This is a genomic window from Cetobacterium sp. (genome assembly GCF_051658645.1).
Taxonomy (GTDB): Bacteria; Fusobacteriota; Fusobacteriia; order Fusobacteriales; family Fusobacteriaceae; genus Cetobacterium_A.
Genome location: NZ_JBOFMZ010000008.1, coordinates 1 through 5,078, shown reverse-complemented (window position 1 = coordinate 5,078; position 5,078 = coordinate 1). Strand labels below are relative to the sequence as shown.

Sequence of the window (5,078 nt, the reverse complement as noted above, 5' to 3'; positions counted from 1 at the left end):
GATAAGTCTCGGTTCGTTCAAAATGGACCGTGGTTTGCTCAAAGGAGGCGTATACTATACTCTATAACATATTATAATAAACACAGGATTATGCTATAATATACCTTTAGAAGACTAAAACACTAGAACACTAAAAGAGACGCATAGATTTAAGGATAGGTCTAGGCTAAAATAAGTTAATATATAATACTAAAGTTAAAAAAGATCTACTAGGAGGATACAAATTAAAAAATTAATAATTGGATTTTTGATTATCTTTACACAAATTTTTAGTTTAAATTTAACAGATAAAGAAAAATACTGGTTAGACAAAAATAAAAGTAAAGTTATAAATGTATATTTTTATAATCCAAATCATATCTATTTTTTTCAAAAAGAAAATGGGAAATTAGGAGGAGTATATTTAGATTTTTTTAAAAAAATTACGGATAAAACAGGATTGAAATTTAATATAACTGTAAAACAGAGAGAAGATTTAAGAAATCTTTTAAAAAATGGAGAAGGTGATATTGTATTTAATTCAAGTAGAGTTGAATCAAGAGAAAAGTTATATTACTATATTCCAACTTTAGAAGATAAATTTACACCAAAAAATGAAATACCCGTATCAAATAGTTGGTTGTCTGTTAATAAAAATTTACCAGAGCTTTATTCAATTGTAAAAAAATCAACAATAGATTTTAGTAATTCTGAGATTTTGGAAAGTTTAAAAAAAGAACGTCCAATATTTTACAAGACACTGTTAAAAAAAGATAAAAGAGTTTTAGAATTAAGAAAAAAATATAGTTCTATCAAAGTTTTATTGCCACCAAGTGGTGATGTTTTACCATTTGTATATAAATATAAAAACAAAAATGAAGGTTATGCAATTGATCGATTAAATGAATTGTCATTTGTTTTAGGAGTTCCTTTAGTATATACAAAAAATTCAAATGAGAAATATGATATTAAAGCTGTAGATTCAAGTATATTTGCAGAAACAAATTCTGATAAATATATACCATACTATAAAATTGGAGTTGCTGTATTTTCTCGTATTTCAGAAAATTTTATAGATTCATCTGAAGAAACTTATAGTAAAAGTGTTGGTTTTGTAAGCATAGAAAATTTGAATTCAGATTTTCTAAAAAATATCTCTCACTTTGAAAAATATATAAAATATAAAGATTCTGACGCTGCTTTAAACGGATTATTAAAAGGTGAAATTGATTATTTATATGGTGATTTTAAAATTATTTATATGGCTATTGAAAACAAGTATCTAGAGAAAGATATAAAGGTTTCTGGATTTTTAGGCGGCTATGCAACCCTTGGTTTTGGAGTTCCTCATGATGTAGAATTGTTCGAACTTTTGGATATTATTTTTCCAAATAAATTATTTGAAAGTAGTATTCTACAAAGTGAATTGAAATTTTCTAAAAAAATAAACATCAATTATGAATATTTTTTATTTGTTGCAGCTGTTTTAATAACAATAATATTAATATTAGCTTATCTTTTGAAAAAAATGTTTTTAGCTCAATTAAAAGGAAAACGTATAACAAAAGCTCTTGTTCATAGTTTTGAAGCTGCAAATGAGTTAAATGATGAAGATACAGGGCATCATATTTTAAGGGTTAACTTATACTCAAAACTTTTAGCTCAACAATTAAAATGTTCGTCTAAATTTATAAATGAAATTGGAGAGTATGCATCACTTCATGATGTTGGTAAAATTGGAATTTCAGATACAATATTGAAAAAGCCTGGTAAATTAACAGAGGAAGAATTTCAAAAAATGAAAGAGCATGTTATTTTAGGAAAAAAACTTATAGATAAAATGGAATTAGGAACAATCGCGAGTAATTTAGTTCTTTATCATCATGAGCGTTGGGATGGAAAAGGTTATTGTAGTGGATTAAAATCAACAGATATACCTTTAGAAGCTCGAATAGTCGCTTTAGCAGATGTTTATGATGCTTTAAGACAAACACGAGTATATAAAGAAGGCTTTTCTCATGAAAAAGCTGTTGATATTATACAAAAAGAGAGTGGAAAACATTTTGATCCAGACATAGTGAAAATATTTTTAGAATTCAATAAAGAGTTTGAAAATATTTTTAGAAATAACTAAATTTAGAAACACTCTTTTTAAAAAAAATACGCTTTACCTAAAGAAAAAAGCTCTAATTACTATTCGAATAGTAATTAGAGCTTTTTGATATTAGATTATAATTTAGTAATTTCTATTAGGTATATATCTTGGACATTTTATTACTGTTATATTTTTTAATAACGGTGCTAAAAATTTTTCGTTTACTAATTCTTTTTTGTATTTGTAATACTTGTTCATTGGAATTTCTATAAACTCTATTAATTCTTTGTCGTTTAACAAACCACCAAAAACTTTTGAATATTTTAGGATTTTTTCTTTTGTTTTTAAAGATTCAATTGTTTCTACTCTTGCTGTTTTTTTTACAAATTCAGTATTAGTTTTTAGTAGTTCTCTTGATTCTTGTAAAATGATATTTTTTTTTCTAACATATTTAATTTTTCCCCTGGATGCTTTATTTTTGAATATTACAAACTCGCCATAACATATCTAATTAGTATATCTTATTTTACACAAATAAGTCTAGCATCAAAATTATTATTAAACTTTTAATTATATTGGACGTTATTACTTAACAGTATTTTATCTACAGTTCAGCATATACTATCTATTACTATCAATAGAATCAACGTTTTATATAAAGACTTTAAACCTATCTGTTTAGGGTGTACTTTAAATAAACACTGTAATAAAGGAATTTTATAAGATTTTGTCATAACTGTCTTTTCTAGAAACTCTAAAAAATCTATTGCTAGCTCTGAAAACGTTGATTCTTGAGGGGATAAATCATTTTTAATTTTTAGAAATTGATACCATGTTTTATACTGTTTTAAATAAGCATGAACAGGTATTTTCCCAAATGTATAAACGTCCATTAAACTTGGATTTTTATTTAACAGATTCTTTATTTCATTGTAATCAGCGTCTATTTTTTGAATTAAACTATTTTTTTGATTTTTCTGTGATTCAAAAAACTCTATTATTTTAAAATCAAAGTTTGCTGTACATCCTAAAGGTAGTATAAAATTATCGTCTAATGGAGATTTAGGAAGTTCAGTTTTTCGGTTAGTTGATGCTAAAAATCCTGGTTTTAATTCTGCTCCTCGATAGTTTCCAACAAAATCTAGAACTCTTAGTTTCTCTTTGTCAATATGGGTTCTTAATCCTCTACCAAGTTGTTGAATAAAGATTGTATATGAACTTGTTGGTCTTAGAAAAAGTACTGTATCTACTGAAGGGATATCAACACCTTCATTTAAAACATCAACAGTAAAAATAATTTCTAGTTTACCGTCTTTAAATTTTTTAATTATATTTTGACGTTCTTCAATACTTGTTTCTCCAATTAAAATTGAACTTTTGATTTTCATTTTTTTAAAATAATCATTCATAAATTGGGCATGCTTTACACTCGCACAAAATGCTAGAGTAGATTTTTTTCTATATTGAAGATATTTTTTAAAAACTAAATTTATTCTATTTTCTAAAATCAAAGAATTTTCTAAAAGTTCGACGTCATATTTTCCATTTCTCCATGGAATTAAAGAATAATCAGTATCATCATAAATTCCAAAGTATTCAAAAGGTACAAGCCAACCGTTATTAATTCCAGTTTTAAAATCACATTCATATGCAATATTATAATCACATAATTTATAAATATCTCCAGAATCACTTCGTTCTGGAGTAGCTGTTAATCCAAGTAAAAATTTTGGTTTAAAGTAATTTAAAATGTTTGAATAACTTTTAGCAGTACTGTGATGAAACTCGTCTATTACAATATAATCAAAATAGTCTTTTTCAAAGTATTTTTGAGAGAGATATTCACTTTTAGATAATGTTGAAACACTTGCAAACAAAATATCTTTTGACTTATCTTTTTGAAATCCATTAAAAAATCCATAGCTTTTAGAGTCAGAATAAATAGTTTCAAAAGTTTTTTGAGCGTCTTTTAAAATTTCATCTCTATGAGCTACAAAAAGGATTTTTTCAAAATTTATAGAATCAAAAGCTGATAAATATGTTTTACCCAGTCCTGTTCCTACGACTACTAAAGCTTTTGTATAACCTTCTTCTCTCGTTTTAGAAAGCTCATAAAGAGCTGGAACTTGAAACTTTATAGGTTCTAAAACATTCGTATTTTGAATTGGAATATCTGGGTCTATAAGCTTTTGAAGCTCTTTTTTTTGATAAGTTTTTTCATAGTTTCTAAGCCATTCTAAAGTTAAATTAAAACTATTTTGGCTGTAAAGTTCTTCAAACTCTGACAAAATATTTTCAATGTCTTCGTCACCACTATTTCCAAAGAATTGATAAGTCCATTCAACACCTGATATTAATGCTGAATAAGATATATTTGAAGAACCTACATAAACCTCTATTTTATCGTTCGTTTTGAATATATATGTTTTGGGATGAAACGATACATTTAACGGGTTGTTGAAAATTTTAACTCCAGGAATACTTAAAAGTCTATAAAGAGCATTTGGCTCTGTTACTTTCATATAATCACTTGTAAGTATTTTTATAGTTTTACCAGAATCTCTAGCCTTTAACAACTCTGGGATTAATAGTTTCAAACCCGAATCACGTATAAACGAAACATTTATAATAATTTCAGATGAAGAATTAATTGAATTTTTTAAACTTTCATACATTGTAAGTTTTCGATTGTTAATAAACACCATTTCACCTACTCTTTAGATTTTATTTTAAAAATGATTACCTATCACTTCGGTAAGTTTTTTAGCTGTTAAAATACCCTCATTTCTTATTGCAATAACTTCTTTCAAAATACTAAGCAATAACTCTTTTTTAGCATCTTCACTGTAAGAATAAACAATATCAGCTAATTCTAAAGCTTCTAAAATCTTCTTTTTAATTTCAGATATATCATCCATTGATTCGCTAGATTCTACAGGTTCAACGTTTTGAAAGAGGGTTTTATCAGTTTCAGAAGAGTTATTCAGCATATTTTCATTTTTTT

At 25.9% G+C, this 5,078-nt stretch carries 4 protein-coding genes; 1 reads left to right on the top strand and 3 read right to left on the bottom strand.

Annotated features, from left to right (window positions below):
- Positions 1–247 precede the first annotated feature (247 nt).
- Complete coding sequence (locus ACRCZX_RS00245) at positions 248–2,113, top strand: HD domain-containing phosphohydrolase (RefSeq protein WP_438580949.1); 1,866 nt, start codon at positions 248–250, stop codon at positions 2,111–2,113.
- 102 nt (positions 2,114–2,215) lie between these two features.
- Here the strand turns inward: ACRCZX_RS00245 and ACRCZX_RS00240 are convergent, their stop codons facing one another.
- The 3 genes from ACRCZX_RS00240 to ACRCZX_RS00230 all read right to left on the bottom strand — a co-directional run.
- On the bottom strand, positions 2,216–2,374 hold the full coding sequence (locus ACRCZX_RS00240) for a hypothetical protein (protein ID WP_438580948.1): 159 nt from the start codon (positions 2,372–2,374) through the stop codon (positions 2,216–2,218).
- Between the two features lie 311 nt (positions 2,375–2,685).
- Positions 2,686–4,779, bottom strand: coding sequence for a DEAD/DEAH box helicase family protein (locus tag ACRCZX_RS00235; protein WP_438580947.1), 2,094 nt, complete (start codon positions 4,777–4,779; stop codon positions 2,686–2,688).
- Positions 4,780–4,803: 24 nt separating this feature from the next.
- A partial coding sequence (locus ACRCZX_RS00230) for a hypothetical protein (RefSeq protein WP_438580946.1) occupies positions 4,804–5,078 on the bottom strand: 275 nt, incomplete at its 5' end.